Below are 17,159 nucleotides of genomic sequence, written 5' to 3'. Positions count from 1 at the left end.
ATCAAGATATCCCTTGGCTCACGCAGTCCCATTGAATACCGGGAGAGCCTTGGATTTACAACATAAACCAGTCCAAGTTTTACGCTGCATCCCCCCCGGGTCAAGCTTCAACGCAATTCAACAGCCCATAGTGCCGACTGTTGGCAAGGGAATTTTTACACCGAACTTGCGGAAACTTAAGCGGCAACTCGCCATCGCTTTCTTAGCTATTCAACTGCCACTCGCCACAGAAGAGGAAGTCGGCTCCGCGTGGCCTGCTCACAATTCTGGCAAATCAAATCATTGGTGATGCTGGGTTTCTGGAACTTGAAAGCCGCGCCAACTTCCAGACTCGGGTCTTGAGAACTGACAACCTTAAAATCATAGATACCGGAATGGGGAGACTCCATGGCCAGTGTTGCAAGCTTTTGGTTATCGAAGTTTAAAAGCCACGTGGCATCGTCCGCGCTGGTAATGGTTAATCTTGGCTGACCAGCACGCTCTTCGAACCCACGAATGAAATGTGCATCGTATCTTGCATAAATTCCCCATATAAGGGCGGCTCCGGCTACAACAACGACGCCGTAGTACAGGGCCTCGAAGATCCCTGGGACTTCCGTCTTGAATACATCCAAGAATTTTTCGAACAAGCTCATTTCAGTTCCTCCATAAATTGTTGCTGATGTATTGAGATAGACCCGGGGTTGTGAGACCGCGCGATCACTTCCCCAAAAGTATCCGTGAGACGGGCACAAAAATGCTCCGAAAGGAGCGTCTTTGTGATGAAGGCTGGTGGCTCATGAATGCAGGAGCTGTGCGGACTCTGAACAAATTTTCTATCCAAACTGAAACCCCTCAAGATCAGATGCGGTGTAGCCATGGATAGTGAAAGACAGCAAACCACTAGCTACTTAGTGAAGAACCAGTTGTCGCCGATCCAGGAACAATTTCATCTTAACGCGCCGATTGCCATTTCGGATTACAGGCCCACCCCGGGAGCTCATATTGACCAGTACTGACTGATTAAGATCAACAGGCGACGAGGCCGGCCATGGCCAGAATCGGTCAGGGAATTTCGACACCCAAAGGCGGACTTCTGAAAGCTAAGACTTGCTGCTAGATAGAGGACATAGAAAGTCTAACTACCAACGAATACGATCAATGCCCGAACTGCAGTGCGTCCAGATCCATAGCGGCAGAGATCACACTTTCTACTACCAATCGATCGCATACATACTCGGCGCATGGTAGAACCACAGGCAAACTAGTATCTACGAGTTGTCGCGTCATTGCGTGGCGACAATCACGAGAACCGGTGAAGTCACAGAGGGAGCGAATACATGCTGTCAGAAGGTGAATTGCGCGCGGAGCGAATCCGCAAGGCAATCAAGAGTCTCGCTTTGGCGCACGACGCGCCAGCGCAAAGCCTATTCGAGGTCTCCTACCTACTGGTAGCCTCCTCAATCCACGACCCACTCGTCAGCGACGACCGTCTAAGCCGAACCATGGCGGATCTGCTCAATGACACTCCCGAACGCGATTCGCTCAGGATTATCCAAACCCTTGCTGACGTGCTCTCGGATGTCGTCGATTCGAACGCAAAGCATGTTTTCCCATCGCAGAGGACAGATTGGCGCTTGATCGTCGAGGTCGCGCATATAGTTGATCAGGGTGTAAGGGAACTTGGTCAGGACGGCTTACGCCAAATTCTAGATACCTTGTTCTATGAACTGTTAGTCTATTTCTTGCCGTCCAACAAGGCCCACCACGCAACGGTGGCGCACCTGGCGCTGCCTCTCATCCGTCAGTTCGGCAGCGTGGTGGAAGTGGGACCCGGGCCAGGCGAACTCCTGATCACCTCTGGCACCGATACCTATGAGTGCGCAGACGACGAGGCTCTGCGCCTGCTAGGCGAGCGGTTTTCCCGATTGCGGCTCCTCCGGGAAATTCGGTTTTTGGCACACGACCTTCATGACGCTAGTCGACGCATTAGGGCAAGTAAACCCACGCTCGCGGTGATGGACAGAACCTTTTTACTACGCCAAGCTGGCGACGAGGCTCCACCAATCCGGGCAACTAGGAAGTTCCTCTTTGAAGACGTTCAGCGGCTACAGAGCGAGTTTCCCAGGGCGGCGCTAATCATCCTCTCAAACAAGGAGCGAAGCAAACTGCAACGCATGCGCAACGACACGCGTCGGTTGGTAGAAAACCAGCACCTGCGTGCCGTCATCGCGTTCCCCAGCCTTACTGACGCCGGCAAGCCTACCATGTGCACAGCGCTCTATTTCAACCGTCACTCGATCCCAAGTCACGAGAACGAAGTCGCTTTCATCGACGTGCGGCAGTTGCAACCCACTCCTCGCAAGGAGGAGTCTCAACACTGTGCAACCCTGGTCGGTGTGCTGATCACGAGCTGGTACGAAGGCCACCCGCCTTCTGAAGAAGCGCTGGAATTCACGCAAGCGCCGCGTCGCGTGCTGGCCTTCGTCGGAGAGGGGTTGCGACAGACGACTGGCGCCTCTGTCCCCGGATTCTTTCGGTTCGCTCCTCTTGACGAAATTCGCGAGAACGACTATTCGCTCCGCGTGGAAAACTACGTTGAGCGGCGCACAGACGACGCGTGGCGACCGAAAGTGCAGATTGCCCCGATCACAAGTCTGCTGAGCAACGGGAGTAGCAAGGTCTCGATCTACCTCATCGGCAACAATGGCGCGGGGAAAAGCCTAGCCTTAGCCGACATCGCCATGTCGCTCGCGCAAGAGAGCCGACATAGCGTTGGCGTTTCATTCGGACCCACTGACCGTTTTGATATGTCACCGAGTGTTGAGCCACTTAAATCGTTCTTCACTTACTCTGGCGCCCGCACCTCCAAGGCCGGAACCGCCCACAAGATCGCCATGGGCAAGTTGGGAGATATGGCGAAAGCCATCTATCGATCGCAGCACCGCTTAGCCTGCTTCAAAGAGGCCTTGAGTACTCTGGGCTTTGAACCCCGGCAGTACCTCGTTCGAATGGCGACGCGCTCCACCGCGGATCCGTTAGACCTACTGCTCGCAGAGGTTCACGAATTGACATGGCAAGGCCAGCCCGCGTCGGACCAACCTCTGGAAAACGGAGAGTACAAGATCGCTGTAGTACGCCGTGACTCCGGCGAAGTCGTGGTGTTCGACTCCCTCAGCTCCGGAGAGCAACAGGTGCTCACCATGGTCATCAAGATCGTGTCAGATCTTCCGCCCGGCACTACGGTGCTGCTTGACGAACCAGAGATCAGCCTGCACGTGGCTTGGCAGCGCCAGTTGCCGCAAGTCTTGCGAATTTTTGCTGATGCATTGCACTGCTCGTTCGTCGTAGCGACACACTCACCTATCGTCATCGCCTCGGCAACTGATGAGCGCAATCACTGCTTCACCATGAAAGATGGCTTCCTTTCGGAGGTCACGCCTGCGAAGCGCCACTCTGTCGAAGCCAGCCTGTTCGAAGGGTTCAATATTTATACGCCCCACACCCATCACATTCAGGAGCGCTGCGCGGAGATCGTTTCGCAGGTGATCGCCAACGCCGATAATCCCGGCACCGATAGAGTCGCAAAGACGGTCCCCGACCTCGACAGGCATCAGCAAGTGCGAGAGCTCGTATCGCTGCAGCAAAGGCTCGAGGAGGTGCGTGGCGAGGGCTATGAGCAGGACATGGCATTGATCAAGAGCGCCATCGCCGCCGTCAAGGAGGTACTCACACCATGACGGCTTCCTCAACTGACATTGCCGCTTTGCGCAAGCGCCTGCGCGAAGAGTTGAAGACCTACTTGGCGCGGCCGCACCGCACGCCCCTCCACCAGCCGGCCTCCAAGAAGGAGCTACTCAAGATTTTCCGTGCGAGCCGTGGCGGCCTTGTCAATGGCTGGGACCTGCTGAACGCGCTAGATAAGGCAAAGCCCAAGACGAAAGTCAATGCATCAGCGCTGAAGGGCGCACTGCGAGACCAACTCTCGCCGCGTCAGGCCAATCGCTGCTGCTACTGCCGCCGCTGGATGACTAACAGCGGCCACGCGCGGCACATCGAGCACATCCTTCCGCACTCGGAATTCCCCCAGTTCTCCGTACATTTCTGGAACCTCGCAATTGCCTGCCCCGACTGCAATTCGTTGAAGACAAACACCATCTGGGGTGGTATCAACAAGAAGAGGAAGCGCTATCCACTGCCGAGCGACATCAAGACGTGGTTTCACCCCCGCTTCCACGACTACGACCACCACGTACGTTTCGTTCGCTTGGAGTCGAACGGCATGGCTGTCGTGGTCTTCATCGGTCTAACGGCCCCAGGTCAGTTCTTGTGCGACAACCTCTTGCGCCACATAGCCAAGATGGAATTGCTCGTGGCCAGCAATCCAGTGCTAAGCGGCTATGCCGCCGCGCTACAGGACTATCAAGACAATCAAGATCATGCGGCTTCAGCCAAGGGGGAGGCACTGCGCAATTTTCAGGCCCAATTGACCCGTTCCATCGTTGGGCTAGCATCTGCCAATTAAGCCTAAAATACATCCATGACAATTCGAGGGCGAGTGAAATACGAATGTGCTGCCTGAAGCAATTCAGGTCTTGCGGTTGGCAAGGGCAACAGAAGCTCGCAAAGGAAACTAACATGTTTTCCTAGATAAGGCCCTGCGGGGCCTTTTTCTTTTGGCAAGGGGATTGAGCAGCGGAAATTTGATCTATCGAAGAAATGATTCATCGTCTCGGCTGCCCTCCCGTTTAAAAGCTGAGAATGACCCGGCATTCTTGACCAGAGTCAATCGCCGCTCGCTTACATCTGGCACCGACTCACCTCTCTAAACTCAAGCCTATGACCACTGAAGTTCCCGGAACCGCTGGCTATGGTGCGAATGCCTCCGCCCTCGTCGCCCAATACGAAAGCATCACTTTTTCCGAGGTACATCGCGATCTCTTGCATTTGCTCCCCATGTCGCCCGCTGTAGTACTCGACATCGGAGCGGGTTCTGGCCGTGACGCGGCTGCGATGGCGCGCCTCGGGCATCAGGTCGTTGCAGTGGAACCCACGGACGAACTACGCAACGAAGGCCAGCGGCTCCACGGTGCTTTGCCAATTGACTGGGTGGATGACCATCTACCAACGCTGAACCTCCTGCGGCAAGCAAAACGCCCATTCGATTTAGTCCTACTCTCCGCCGTCTGGATGCACTTGGATCTATCCGAGAGGGAAGCTGCGATGGAAGCCGTTGCCGAATTGGTTGTGAATGGCGGTCAGGTCTTTATGTCGCTTCGACACGGACCGATTCCAGAAGGCAGAAGAATGTTTCATGTTTCTGCTGACGAGACTATTGACTTGGCTGCTCATCATGGGCTGCGCTGTCACCATCACAGTGTGCGTGAGGATATGCTTGGACGAGCCGAGGTGAAGTGGTGCTTTCTTGCACTGCATCGCCCCTCCGACGGGCTTTGAGAACGAGAAGTCCGATGAATGCTAACGGCTTGCGAGAAGGACGACGAAAGCTCAGAAACCAAGCTATCCCCGAGAGAATTTCTTCCCTTCCCTCCAATAATTGAGTATTTTGGAAACGTTCTCCCATTCTTTCCTAGAGATTTCTGATGGACCTAACGTCCCATTGTCTGGATCTCCAATGCTTGCATTGACAGCGAGTTCCGTTGAAAGCTGCGAACTGTAAAGTGATCCACCACCCGCATTCATTGAACGCCAATACTTTGCGGGCATTTTCTTTCTAAGGTAGGCCGCTCTCGACTTCATTCCTGATGCGAACATCCCCATGCGCTCAATACGCGGCAACACGATGCCAGGATCGGTTTCATCGCTGTTTGGAATTGACGCTTCCCCAGTCAATAGCGCGGCAACGAAGGCTCCCCCATTGGTCAAGCGCATTTTTTCATGCTGAATGAACAGCCTATCCGGGATCCCATGGACCTTCAATGGGATCATGTCCCAGAGAAATTTTGAACACTGAAAGCACTGACTGGAAAACGTTTGACTTCCTCGCGTTTTCCCGGAATTGCCCCTGCCCTGTTGAGGGCAAACCATTGCACCGCAGTGTGGGCAGTTCTCTTCCATCAAGCATTGATGCTGCGAGCACATCCGATAAGCATCGAATCGCCAATGCAACGGAAAGTAGGGCGTCCGCAATCCGGCCAAGCATTCAACGCAGAAGCGATACCTGGGTCGCCCTTCTGCATAGAACAAGACTGGATGGCGCATGTCCAATGAAAGTGCCAGCCTCAACACACGGATGGCCTCATCAAACACTCCCGCTTTCAATCCACACATTGCGGCAACGGCATCAGCTTGCATCCCCAGAAAGCTCAGGTCTACATCCTTTTGCTGCGAAAACCCCAAAAATCGCTTAACCGCCGTCAAAGATTCCCCTTGGCTCAGCGCGACTCGGGGCAACCAAGACGACGGTAGCTCCAGATACAGGGGCTCCGGTACTGCGTAAAGTCTTTGCTCCGACATCCTTATTCCTCGAAGAGCGACATCTGGCACAGCGCGGCGCGTTCGCTGCCAAACCTTGCTGCAATTTCGGTATCAAAGACCTCCCGCAGTAGCCTCAAGGCGACCTGTTGATCGGCCCGCTGCACGTGTGAGAGCGCCAAGCTTTCCAAGCCCCCTTCCCAAATCCAAGGGGCCAATAGCCTAGCATTTGCACCACCGGAGTAGTCCTCCAGTCGTTGTACAGCTCGCGTACATACAAGCCGCCAGAACGCTCTGGGCATCTTTGTGCGACTGATTCGACTAACTCTCTGGTGAGAAGTCACTCGTATGCCGAAAGCCAAGATCAGCGACAAGAATCCGTCGAACGAGAGTTCGTTTGTCCAATCCGGCATGGCCTTAGAAACAGTGTCTCCAGACGGGTCGCCACCAAAGTACTTCGCAATACGATTCGCCACCCAAAGGTCCGCATCGCTCACATCTGCGCCCAGCTCACCCAGAGGTTGGAGGTAAGCGCCACAGTGGCAGACGTCTACTGCCAACCGATACCAACGCAGCGCACCGCCACAGGCTTTGCACAGTTCGACCATGGGCGTTCGGTGTATGTGGCACACGGTATAGAGCTGGCAGTCCCACATTGCCTTGCAATACCCTTGGCGATGGACGCAGGTCACACAAAGCTGAGGCCGGCCAAGTCTTAGCAACTCCGTACGCAAAATGATCTGCCCGCCGGTTTGATACGCGGACGCATCCATGTGCCGACGCTTGTCGATCAGAATCGACTGAAGCTCTGGAACCGGAACGTTCAGCCCCCCAGCCAGACTGGGGGCATCGATCGCCCAGAATGTACGAACAGAGGACAGCCCACACAAGTCCCGAAGCCCGTGCAAACTAATTCCGTTGGCCGTGGCCGAGCGCAGCAGATATCCCATCCCACCCTCCCCCGGCTGCACCACACACTGGATTGGCAGACTAAGCCGTGCCTGAGCCAAAGGGGTTCTCCTTCAAGGAAGCCGCGCCATAAACCAGACCGTAGGCCTTGCGAATGTGCGAAACCTCGGCTGTTTCTGCACCACTGTCCACCGCCACGAGAACGACTTCCGTCAACAGCCTCTTCAGGCTGCGCAAATTCCCCTCTGTTGCCTTGTAGAGCCTTTGACTCATCTCCTTGTCCAGTAGAAGGCGAAGATCGAATTGACTGACCTGTTGAACAAAGCCCTTGACGAGGCCGATCCAAGTGGCGTCGTACTTGAAGGGGTCAAAGCGGTAGCAACCGACCACCCGGCTGGCGAGTGCCTGGTCCAAGTCAGCGAGACCATCCAACGCATTGATACCCGAGAGAATCACCCCGATGCGAGCTTCGTCCATCAGCAATCGAATGAGATCCGTCGGCGAGGTCCCCTCGTCCTGAGAGGACTTCCTTCTGCCGGGCACGGGAGCAAGGTTGTGCGCCTCGTCAAGCATGATGACTTGGGTACCCTTCTGCCGGATGGCTTCCAACAACACGGTGATTCGCTGCTCCATGGCATCCCAGGTAACCCGCCTAAAAGGGTACCCATAGAGCCGAAGTAATCGGCTGACCAGGTAGGGCGTCGACACGTTCATCGGAATGCGCAGGTAGATGGCTCCCAACCCCTCCACAAACAACGATGACTTGGGCAGCGAGCGCTGAAAGTATTTCAACAAGGATGTCTTACCGGTTCCGGACGACCCGATCAATCGCATCCCATGTGGCATGTCCACCTTAGTCGCGAGCTGGAAAATTCGATCCAGTGCAGCCAGCGCCTCGGAGAACGCGGGATGGTTGATGAACATCTGGTCAATGGGCAGGCCAATGCTTAGCGCTTTTTCCGAGTACATCTTGAGGCGCCTGGCCTCAATGTCCTGGTCCTCGAAATCGAAGTCAGAGAACTCGTCGCCTTCGTCAACAACGTTGCTTGCCGTCATGCAGCACCCCTCATAACAAAAGATTCAAAAGGTTCAATGTCTTCGACCGGTGGGAGTAACAGGTCCTCCTTGCTGACCATCTTGGAGGCGGGCAAAAGAGGTACCGTGGTGGCTCCAGGCATCAGCACCTGACTGGATGACAGCCCTGAAAACTTGGCTACGGAGCGCATGTCTTGGGAGCGATTGCGCCTGGCAATACCATTCATCCAGATCTCATGGAGCTCCTGGCGGGCCTGCAATAGCTGCTCCAACCCACCGCCATGGACGTGGTGATCGCGCGCGTGCTTGCGAATCAACAGATGCTGGTTCCAGGAAAGGCCCGTTGTGTATTCAGGACGGAGGCTAGGAACGGGTATCCAGTCCTTTTTTAGTGGGTGCTGCAGATAGACAAAAGAGAGGTCATCAGGATTCCACTTCACTCCGGTTCTGAATTTGGAGGCCACCTCTTTTTTCATCGCTGCCACCTCGGGGGATGAGTAGGACAGTCCAATAAAGTCAATGCCACCAGACCCGATAGTCAAGTCCCTCCGCATGGCGGCGATCAGATCCAACTGATCCATAGACCACTGAAAAGTCGGAGGACCTAAGGTAGTAAAACTTTCCTGGAAAGCCTCAAATGGTGTGCGTACCCTGCGTTCGTTGAATTCGAACGGATAGACATCCACCACAAACTTGATCAGGCCACGCACGAAATCGCTGAACAGAATTGCGGCGTCCTCCTTGGGATCGATGTTCAAGACATTAGCCATAGGTCTTCGGACCCGCCCCCGCGCCAGTGAAAAGTAGTCCAGATTGGCAAAGAATCGTTCGACATGCGGCTTGAGCCAAGGAGACCGAACGCGGCAGTACTCCAGGTCAATGCCAAGTTCCCATGCCGTCAGTTGAAAGACGCGTGCGTGAAACTCCATGCCGTTGTCCAACACCAAGGTTTCGCCGATGCCAAATGCAATCCAGGGTTGTGTGGTGCCGGCAGCCTTCGTCAATTCATCCTTGGGCCGAATCGCGTTTTTGACAACGTTCAAGACGCTAGTAATGCCGGGACCATTGAAGGACACATACAAGCCGACCACATAGCCGCTCATGGCATCCACCAGAATCGTCAACGTGGGGCGCCCCAACGGCAGCCCGGTTCTGTCGCAGATCACAATCCAATTCAACAGCGCGTGATCGCATTCCAGACGCTGCATAGCCCGCACCGCCAAAGTACCTTCAACGGAAGTGCGGTACTTGGGCCGCGCATAGCCGATGCCATATCGCGCCTTGTCACGCTCGTAAGGACTAAACTCCGATAAACGGCGACTCACTGTGGCCAGACTGACCTTGGCGTGGACTGGGTCTAGCTCATTGGACTGAACCATGCGCTTGAGCTCTCGCAAAATTTGCTCGTGCGCGTGCCTTAATGTGTTGCGAGCAGCATTGAGATAAATGCTTCTCAGCTTCTTGTTGATGACCTCCTCCACCACAATTGACAAAGTCCTACTGCGATGTCGGTGTCGATTGCCGGACAACAAGACCGCTGGGTTACTGCCCGACAGTTCGAACTTGCGCATCCATACGGTGAGTGCGGACACACTTGGCGGGTCCCTGTCTCCTGTTGCCTCCGCAATATCAGGAATGGCTTTTTCTATGCGCTCCCTCTGGCCGCGTGTAATTCCACGTTTGCGCAGCGCCTTGATCCAGTTCATGCAGCGCTGCAATCGGGAATGGTCTTTTGGTTCAATAGAGGAAATATCAAATATCTGCGTGGAGGCCCGCTCCTCCCCTGCCTGTCCATGTTCATTCCCACGATCACCAATGACGGGTTGAATCTTCTTGGACATTACCTCCGCGTAAAAGGTCGTAAGTTTCATTACTTGCACTAGTCGGGTTCTTTGATCCTGGAACTGCACCCTGTTGCCATCCACCAAGCTCATGAATTCCAACTGCTGTGAACCACGGCGCACAACCAAACCAACTTCCAAACTGAATTGACGCATCATTGATCTCCGAAGATGTTGAAACTAGCAAGTCGTCATCGCTTAGATGCAGCTCTTTGTTCGTAGCGATGTGCCGATGTGCCACCATCGCAAACACTTGCTCTTGAGAAATGCCGAACTTCTTCTTGAGGGCCTGGACAGACACGCCCGCTTTCCGCTGTCGGACGTGCTCCGTGACTGACTGGACCAGCGCAGGGGCAAGGTCATGCATCGCATACTTGCGAATCAACGCGGCTCTCTCCGCTCTGCGCTGACCTTCGATCTGCCCTTGATGAACTATGAAGAAACGTAAACCAGCTTCATTGCAAAGCTGAGAGATTTCTCCAAGACGTTCTTTCTGCTGTTTGATCCGCTCTGCCCGCTTGATCTCGAACACCAGCCTTTCCCCGTTGGAAAAGGTCAGTAGGAAGTCGGGGGTGTAGCGCTTTCCATGATTCAGCAATGTCATGCTGAACGGTTGGTGCTTGATGGACTTGAGTCCCGGAAAAAGCATGGCCCTGAGCACGAAGTGCTTTTCCAAGCGACTTTCGTGCTCTATGGGCCTATCCTGGAACCAGGGACAGTTGATCAGTCCCACGTTGCGCTTGGGCGAACGCGTGACAACTTGCCGTGCTGCTGGCATGTATCTCTCCTGAAAAGGGGCTGCTTTTTATGGATTGCAGCCCAGTGAAAATCGACTTGACACAGTCGTCCACTGGAGAGATACTTTTCCTAGGGTTCCCCAACCTAAGGTAAGCTCTTAATCCAGCTTCCGACATGCGCCGATCATTCGAAAGGATGGTTGGCGTTTTGTTTTCTACATGTGGGTTCCCCTTTTTCGCCACATGGACGGTGATTTTCTGACCGCCCTGTTTGGGGTCAGTACTTTTGCAAATGCGTCGCCCGCTCGCCAGGCCAGAGTTGCGTATCCTCTAGACGGAATGACAGCTGAGCACAAAAGAGATGGCAAGCCCCCAATCATCTTTAACTCGACCTGTAGTTGCTTACAGACATAGCCCACGACCAGTTAAATGTCGGCTGAACCCACGTGAGAGCTGATGGGCCGTTGGATTTGCACACCGCCGGCAATGAAAAGTCCGGGGCTTTGTCCTGAATCTTTTCTTCTATAGTGGTTTTAGGCTTCAGCCCCAAAAGGACTGCAATCCGATGGGTTTCGCCTCGCAGGCACCGACTCTTTCCGCTTAATACAGCATAGAGAGTGCCCCGATCTACGCGGTGCTGTGCCGCCCATTCACTACAGCTCGTCCCGCTCACAGCAAACCACTCGCGTACTTCTGCGAACCTTTCAGCGGGGATCTCCTTGGATTTCATCTCTTGAATATTAATTCAAGCAAACAGTGGCCTCAAGCGATTTCTAAAAAAACGCGAGATTTAATAAAAATTAAACGCAATTATTAAAATTTAATAGCATTTGTCATTATTTAATGTGGAACTCTGGCACTTTTGCTGCAAAAGCGAGCCAAAAGAATAGAAGCACTCAACCCCATATAGGCAAACTAATGTCGGCGCAGACGCTTGAAACAAGCATTCGCAAGTGGAATCGACAATTCAACATGGTTGCATGTACAGCTGTATTTATTTACAGTTATGCAGCCTGTGTGTAAAACAGGCACATTCACACAGTGTTACTGATGCTAGGCTTTCAAACTGGTGGACTTCACCAGTTCGAATGCACGGACGCTACAATCGATTCAATGAAAAGAACAGCAAAATTGGGGGCCTCTGTGCATTTTTCGGGGCACGAGACATTTCCGCTCCGCCAAATGTGGCTCAAAAAAGCATTCGATCAAGCCGTTGATGGCAGTCGAGTGCCGAAGGCCGCATTTACTGACGAGAACGCCATCGCTTCGTTTGGCGTCGGAAAAAACATGGTCGCGTCCATCCGACATTGGGCCATGGCTTGCGACGTCATTCGTGACTCCGGCGACGATCCGCAATCATTTGAAATCTCCCCGATCGGCAGCGAAATTCTGCGCGATGGCGGATTGGACCCCTATGCAGAAAATCCTTCGACCGCATGGCACGCCCATTGGTGGCTTGCAGGCAGGGGCAACCGAGCCACGACATGGCGTTGGCTCTTCAATCAGGTGACCGCGCCTACCTTCACTCGTCAAGAACTCGAAGCGCCGCTCGAAGACTTTGCCCGCAAGCTCGACCCGAAGCGCAGGCTTTCGGCATCCACGCTTTCACGGGACTTGGAGACATGTCTGCGTAGCTACGCCCCTCGCTTTGCCGGCGGATCGCCCGAGGACTTCGCCGAGCCCTTGCTTGGCGAGCTCGGGCTGCTTCAAGAAGTCCACAAAGGCCAATATGCATTCCGTAGAGGCCCCAAGGCCACTCTGCATGACGGCTTGTTCGCCTATGCGCTTCTCGACTATTGGGACATCACTGCAGAGGGCCTGAGCTCGATGGCGTTTGAAGCCATCGCCTATGGCGAAGGCTCTCCGGGCCGAGTGTTCAAGCTCGATGAAGACTCGGTAGCCGAGCGCCTGATGGGCCTTGCCGATCTCACCGAAGGTTTTCTCGCTTGGACCGACACGGCAGGCCTTCGCCAAGTCCACAAAAAAACCGGCGCCTCCAACGAGATGCGCCTACAAATGATTCGACGAGCATATGACTGACAACAAAGGCCAATTGCTCACGGACTTCGTCCGTATATCTCGCCACTACCAACGCTCGATTCGAGTAGATGCGGACTTGGGCCGTCTCGATGCCTTGGCAGGTTACATCTGCCACTCCACAGCCACCTCCATCTTGGAAAACATGGCTCGGCAGTTGACGGAAACCAATCAACGCTCGTTCACTTGGACCGGCCCTTTCGGCGGCGGAAAGTCCTCGCTCGCCGTGGCCATCGCGAGTGCGCTGCATCCGGACAAAAATCTGCGGACCCACGCTCGAAACGCATTGAAACTCGGGGCAATGCCGGCATTCGACAAGGCATTCCCAACGCGCAAGGGATGGCTCACCGTGCCGGTTGTGGGCAAGCGCGGCAGCGTAGTCGCTGAACTCAATGCCGCGCTGCGCAAGGCCAAAGGCAAGGGCACTGACCACCGCAAAGTCTCTCCTACCAACCTGATCAACGAGCTGTGTCAAACCGCCGAGGACCATTCCCAAGATGGCGTTTTGGTCATCCTGGACGAAATGGGCAAGTTCCTCGAAGCCTCGGCCTTGGGACATGGCGACGATGTCTATTTTTTCCAAGAGCTGGCAGAAGCTGCGGCCCGCGCGAATGGCAAGCTGGTGGTCGTGGGCGTGCTGCACCAATCATTCGCCCAATATGGCGCCCGATTAGGCACAGACACTCGCGATGAATGGGCCAAGGTCCAAGGTCGCTATGTCGATTTGCCTTTCGTGGCCGCAAGCGATGAAGTGGTGGAGCTGATCGGCCGAGCCATCGAAGCAGAGCGCCGCCCTCCATGGATGCAAGAAGCATCCAACGCCATCGCCGACTCCATCCGTTCACGCCGCCCTGCCGTTGGTGGCAAGTTCGCCGACGCTTTGGCGACTTGCTGGCCTCTGCACCCTGCGATGGCCGCGCTGCTTGGCCCAATCTCTAAGCGGCAGTTCGGCCAAAACGAGCGCAGCACCTTCGGCTTCCTGGCTTCGGTCGAGCCCCATGGCTTCCACTCCTACTTGCATGCGACTCCGATCAAGTCGGCCACTTGGTATCGCCCAGACAACTATTGGGACTATCTGCGATCGAATCTCGAGCCCGCGATCCTCGCCTCGCCTGACGGCCATCGCTGGTCACAGGCCGTCGAGGCCATCGAGCGGACCGAGGCCAAGACGGGCAACCCCTTCCTAATCGAGCTGATCAAGAACATCGCCGTCATCGACCTGTTCCGAAATGGCTCGGGCCTAGCCGCCGACTCGGCAGTGCTTGGCGCGATCTTCTACAAGCAGCCGATTACCGAAATCGAGGAGGGGCTCGAAGAGCTCTCTCGCATGCGCGTGGCCCTGTTCAAGAAGCACATCGGTGCGTGGTCTGTCTTCGAAGGCAGCGACTTCGACATCGACGCAGCCATCGCCAAGACGTTGGCTGCATCGCCTGGCGTGGATTACAACCACCTCGCCCAATTGATGGGGCTGCATCCGGTCGTGGCCAAGCGGCACTATCACGAGACCGGCACCATGCGGTGGATGAATCTCTCGCTGAGCAAACTCGATGAAGCTGAGCGGTTGGCTGAGAAATACGTTCCAGCCAAGGGCGAATTCGGCCTGTTTGCCCTCGCGCTCCCCGGTCGAGGCGTCGGAGCCAAAGTGGCCCAGCGCAGGGCGCAAGAGAGCTCGCGGCTGAGCCCATGGCCGGTGCTGGTTGGCATCCCACGCAACCACGCACGCATTGAAGAGCTCGGCGCCGAACTGGTGGCTCTCGAAACCGTCAAAGACCGGCACGAACTCCAAGGCGATGCCGTAGCCCGTCGGGAAGTCCACGCGCGCTTAGCCGCCGTCAAAGCCAACCTTGAAGAACAACTTCAAGCTGCAGTGACCAACGCCCAATGGTTCGATGGCAGCGAAGAGTCCATCGAAATCGGCGCCCGCCTTTCCCCAATCGCCTCCGACCTTGCAGACGGCCTTTATCCGAGCGCTCCGCTGGTGTGGAGCGAACTGGTCAACCGTGACAGCGTGTCGAGCAATAGTGTCAAGGCGCGCCGCGACCTTCTGCACCGCATGCTGTCGCATGAGGGGGCCGAGCACCTTGGCATCGAAGGCTTTCCCGCTGAACGCGGACTCTACGAGACATTGCTACGCAGCACCGGCTTGCACCGCGAAGTCGGCAAGGAACAGTGGCGCTTTGTTGCGCCCGACGCCGATGGTGAAACCCGCTTCGCCGACATCTGGAAAGCGACACGCAATCTATTCGTTGACTCCTCTGCAAGGGTGAAGGCCTCCGACATCCTTGAACTATGGTCCACCCCGCCTTTCGGTGTGAAGGCAGGCATCCAACCCGTAATCCTCGCCGCGTTCCTTCTCGCCCACCAAGCCAATGTGGCCGTCTACAAGGAAGGGATGTTCATCCCGCGCCTGACAGACGCCGACATCGATGAATACCTTCAGGACGCAAGCCGTTTCTCGTTGCGTTGGGTGGTCATCGACGAAGAGAAGACCCGAATCCTCGGTGGCATCGCCAACATCCTTGCCGAGGTCGGACACGCCGCTGAGGCGCGCGACCCTCTGGAAGCCGCTCGCGGCCTCGTCGCCCTGGTATTCAACCTACCGATATGGGCGCAACGCACCCACCAGCTCAGCGATGGCGCGAGAGCCATCCGCGACACCCTACTCAAAGCAAGCGACCCCCACAAGGTCTTGTTCGTCGATCTGGTGGCCTTGCTGGATACCAGTGACGGCGACACTTATGTGGAGGCTCTGCGCGGCCCCATCGCCGAATTGGCAGGCGCCTACGAGGCCATGCTCAGAAGCGTGGACTCGGCCATGCTCGAAGCCCTGGATGCGCCACCTGCACAGCTCGACCGCCTGCGGGCTCGCGCCGAGGCTGTCGCCGGCATCACGGGCGACCTGAGACAGGACTCGTTCGCGACCCGCTTGGCCAAGCACGACGGCAGCACAACTAGCATCGAAGGCATCCTGAGCTTGGCGGCTAACAAGCCTCCGCGCGACTGGACGGACCGCGACATTGATGCGGCGACGCTCGAAATCTCCAAGGTCGCATTGCGCTTTCGACAAGCCGAGGCTTTCGTTTCGGTCAAAGGCCGCAAGCCCAACAGCGAAGCCTTCGCAGTGGTCATTGGCGCGGGCTCAGGCGCAAAGATGATTTCGCGCTCCTTTGACATCACTGACCGGCACCGCCAAGCAGTGGAATCAAAGGCCGACGAAATCGCCGCGCAGTTGAGGAAACAAGGGCTGGGGACTGACGTCCTGCTGGCCATTCTGGCCAAGGCAGGCATGAGGCTGACAGCCGACGAGGAGGAAAACCATGGCTGAGCGCCACGTTCTCGGAATCTCGGGGGGGAAGGACAGTGCTGCGCTGGCCGTTCACATGCGACAAGCCCACCCCGAGCTCAATATTGAATACTTCTTCACTGACACCGGTGAGGAATTGCCTGAGGTGTATGAGTTTCTGGGTCGCCTCGAGGGTTATCTCGGCAAGCCCATTGAGCGGCTCAACCCACGCCGCGACTTTGATTTTTGGCTGCGCGAATACAACCACTTTTTGCCTTCGCCTCAGACGCGCTGGTGCACCCGCAAGCTCAAGCTGACGCCCTTCGAACAGTGGGTCAAACCCATGATGGCCTCGGGCGACAAAGTCACATCCTATGTGGCCATCCGAGCTGACGAGGACTATCGCGAGGGCTACTCGTCTAAGCAAGATGGCCTTAGTGTTTCCCTACCTTTCCGCACCGCCGGCATCGATAAGGCCGGGGTGATGGACATCCTTGAATCGTCGGGGGTGGGATATCCAAAGTATTACGAGTGGCGCTCGCGCAGTGGCTGCACGTTCTGCTTCTTCCAGCAGAAGATCGAATGGGTGCGCCTCAAAGAGCGCCATCCCGACAAGTTCGAAGAGGCCAAAGCCTTGGAAAAAGATGCCTTGGAGCATGGCTCCCCGTTCACCTGGTCATCTGGCGAATCACTGTCGGAATTGGAGCAGCCCGAGCGGGTTGCGCAAATCGTGGCCGACTTTGAAAAGCGCAGGGAGCGCGCCCGCGCCGTGATTCCCATCAACCCGCTGCGCCCGGTCCGCTCATGCCCCGAAGACATCGACGATGTGTATGGCGAAGACGAAGGCAATGGCTCCTGCGTTATTTGCCACAAATAGCCTAGTGGCAAGTCGCTAAATTTTCG

The 17,159-nt window shown here is 55.7% G+C and carries 13 protein-coding genes; 6 read left to right on the top strand and 7 right to left on the bottom strand.

Annotated features, from left to right (window positions below; translation table 11 throughout):
* Positions 1-206: 206 nt before the first annotated feature.
* Positions 207-635 (bottom strand): hypothetical protein, encoded by a 429-nt coding sequence (locus J2X15_RS17570; RefSeq protein ID WP_310345221.1) that lies wholly within the window; start codon positions 633-635, stop codon positions 207-209.
* A 684-nt stretch (positions 636-1,319) separates the two neighbouring features.
* Here J2X15_RS17570 and J2X15_RS17565 point away from each other — a divergent pair.
* From J2X15_RS17565 to J2X15_RS17555, 3 genes are all read left to right on the top strand, one after another.
* A complete protein-coding gene (locus J2X15_RS17565) occupies positions 1,320-3,719 on the top strand; it encodes an AAA family ATPase (protein WP_310345218.1) in 2,400 nt (799 codons plus the stop codon).
* Entirely contained in the window at positions 3,716-4,504 is a 789-nt protein-coding gene (locus J2X15_RS17560) for an HNH endonuclease (protein WP_310345216.1), read from the top strand. The genes J2X15_RS17565 and J2X15_RS17560 overlap by 4 nt, the downstream gene beginning before the upstream one ends.
* Positions 4,505-4,818: 314 nt before the next feature.
* Positions 4,819-5,436, top strand: a complete 618-nt coding sequence (locus J2X15_RS17555) for a class I SAM-dependent methyltransferase (RefSeq protein WP_310345214.1) — start codon at positions 4,819-4,821, stop codon at positions 5,434-5,436.
* Positions 5,437-5,499: 63 nt separating this feature from the next.
* On the opposite strand, the gene J2X15_RS17550 is transcribed toward J2X15_RS17555, so the two are convergent.
* The 6 genes from J2X15_RS17550 to J2X15_RS21270 all read right to left on the bottom strand — a co-directional run bounded on the left by J2X15_RS17550 (position 5,500) and on the right by J2X15_RS21270 (position 11,666).
* Entirely contained in the window at positions 5,500-6,456 is a 957-nt protein-coding gene (locus J2X15_RS17550; protein WP_310345211.1) for a TniQ family protein, read from the bottom strand.
* Positions 6,457-6,458: 2 nt separating this feature from the next.
* Complete coding sequence (locus tag J2X15_RS17545) at positions 6,459-7,388, bottom strand: TniQ family protein (protein ID WP_310345244.1); 930 nt, start codon at positions 7,386-7,388, stop codon at positions 6,459-6,461.
* 16 nt (positions 7,389-7,404) lie between these two features.
* Positions 7,405-8,379, bottom strand: a complete 975-nt coding sequence (locus J2X15_RS17540) for a TniB family NTP-binding protein (RefSeq protein ID WP_310345208.1) — start codon at positions 8,377-8,379, stop codon at positions 7,405-7,407.
* Positions 8,376-10,199, bottom strand: a complete 1,824-nt coding sequence (locus J2X15_RS17535; protein WP_310345206.1) for a DDE-type integrase/transposase/recombinase — start codon at positions 10,197-10,199, stop codon at positions 8,376-8,378. Before J2X15_RS17535 ends, J2X15_RS17540 begins: the two co-directional genes overlap by 4 nt.
* Positions 10,168-10,977, bottom strand: a complete 810-nt coding sequence (locus J2X15_RS17530) for a TnsA endonuclease N-terminal domain-containing protein (protein WP_310345197.1) — start codon at positions 10,975-10,977, stop codon at positions 10,168-10,170. The genes J2X15_RS17535 and J2X15_RS17530 overlap by 32 nt, the downstream gene beginning before the upstream one ends.
* Before the next feature lie 341 nt (positions 10,978-11,318).
* Positions 11,319-11,666: a helix-turn-helix domain-containing protein gene (locus J2X15_RS21270; protein ID WP_409034302.1), complete on the bottom strand. Its 348-nt coding sequence runs from the start codon at positions 11,664-11,666 to the stop codon at positions 11,319-11,321.
* 452 nt (positions 11,667-12,118) lie between these two features.
* Here J2X15_RS21270 and J2X15_RS17525 point away from each other — a divergent pair, with 452 nt between their 5' ends.
* The 3 genes from J2X15_RS17525 to J2X15_RS17515 are packed head-to-tail and all read left to right on the top strand — an operon-like array spanning position 12,119 to position 17,133.
* Positions 12,119-12,976 (top strand): DUF4007 family protein, encoded by an 858-nt coding sequence (locus J2X15_RS17525; protein ID WP_310345195.1) that lies wholly within the window; start codon positions 12,119-12,121, stop codon positions 12,974-12,976.
* A complete protein-coding gene (locus J2X15_RS17520) occupies positions 12,969-16,298 on the top strand; it encodes an ATP-binding protein (protein WP_310345194.1) in 3,330 nt (1,109 codons plus the stop codon). The genes J2X15_RS17525 and J2X15_RS17520 overlap by 8 nt, the downstream gene beginning before the upstream one ends.
* The gene (locus tag J2X15_RS17515; protein WP_310345193.1) at positions 16,291-17,133 is read left to right on the top strand and encodes a phosphoadenosine phosphosulfate reductase domain-containing protein; all 843 of its coding nucleotides are present in this window, start codon (positions 16,291-16,293) and stop codon (positions 17,131-17,133) included. Before J2X15_RS17520 ends, J2X15_RS17515 begins: the two co-directional genes overlap by 8 nt.
* Positions 17,134-17,159: the final 26 nt, after the last annotated feature.

The sequence above is a fragment of the Rhodoferax saidenbachensis genome, from assembly GCF_031457975.1.
Lineage (GTDB): Bacteria > Pseudomonadota > Gammaproteobacteria > Burkholderiales > Burkholderiaceae_C > Allorhodoferax > Allorhodoferax saidenbachensis_A.
Note: the sequence above shows the minus strand (reverse complement) of the source record. Positions and strands in the feature narration are given on the sequence as shown.